Raw genomic sequence first — 1094 nt, forward strand, 5'->3', positions numbered from 1 at the left:
TTCTACTTCAATAAAGCCCTAAGATAATATTGTAAAAAAATAAAAGCAAAAACATTAGGAAATCAACACAGTTCTTGATTAGTGGCGTGTTTAAGCACCTAATTTAGCAAATAAAAACCGAATAGAAAATCTGCAAAGATTTTCGTAAACAAGCTAGAACCAGCCATTAATTATATACGGTGTTACCCAACGTTTTTATTTCGGTTATATAATTCAGTTTCTTTTCTTTCAAATGCTGGTTTTTCTATAATTCCTTCCCAATTTTTGTCAATCTGCGGAAATTCCATTAGCATTTTATTCATAAAAATCCGCCAACCTTTGAATTCCTCTGTTGCATAAGATGTTTTGTTGTTTGATTCTATTTTTAAACAAATATCATCTGTTGTTAATCGGTCAACTTTAAATCCAGTCAATTTTTCAATCTCTGACCATTGGAATTGAGTAATTTCTTCATCGTAATTGACTTGAAATCCGTTTTCGGTCAGTTCAATTTTTTCAATCCGCTTTTTCTTTTTTCCTTTTTTTAAGAAAATCTGACACGAAATAATTATCAAAATCAGAATTCCGATAGTTCCAAAAATTATCAAATTCAGCCACATTCCAACATTATGAATTCCCGAAGCAAATTTGTTTAATAATGGTTCAGCCGAAAAAAATAAAACTATTGTCAAAATGACAAAAGTTAATAGATGAATTCCTATGATTTTTCGTTTTCTCAATGTTTCTCTCAAATGTTGGGTAACGTCAGTCTGTCTAATAACTAAATTTCAATCGCTGAGAATCGCCTATTCAGAAATTTTCAAAGACACCTGCCCGAATATTAAAGTTACGAAAACAGGTTATTAGACAGTCTGACGTGTTTGTATATGGTTTGTTGCGTGGTTTAAGCAACTAATTTAGTAAATAATTACGGACAAAGAAAGTCCGCGAGGACTTTCGTAAGTAGGCGAGAAGCCAGCAATAAATTATATACGGTGTGTGTGCCCAGCATGGGCATCTTTTCCTTACGAAAGTAAAGAATTAATCTAGAGGGTGCAAGTCCCTTATGGGCATGGGTAACGCCCTGAACCATTAGTAAGCTGCAAGGTTGCTAA

The 1094-nt window shown here is 33.1% G+C and carries 1 protein-coding gene; it reads right to left on the reverse strand.

What is annotated here, in order from left to right; genetic code table 11:
• Positions 1 to 182: 182 nt before the first annotated feature.
• The gene (locus D3P13_RS21775; RefSeq protein WP_117885818.1) at positions 183 to 671 is read right to left on the reverse strand and encodes a hypothetical protein; all 489 of its coding nucleotides are present in this window, start codon (positions 669 to 671) and stop codon (positions 183 to 185) included.
• Positions 672 to 1094 lie beyond the last annotated feature (423 nt).

It is taken from the genome of Aureibaculum luteum (genome assembly GCF_003449015.1).
In the GTDB taxonomy this organism is placed as follows: Bacteria; Bacteroidota; Bacteroidia; order Flavobacteriales; family Flavobacteriaceae; genus Aureibaculum; species Aureibaculum luteum.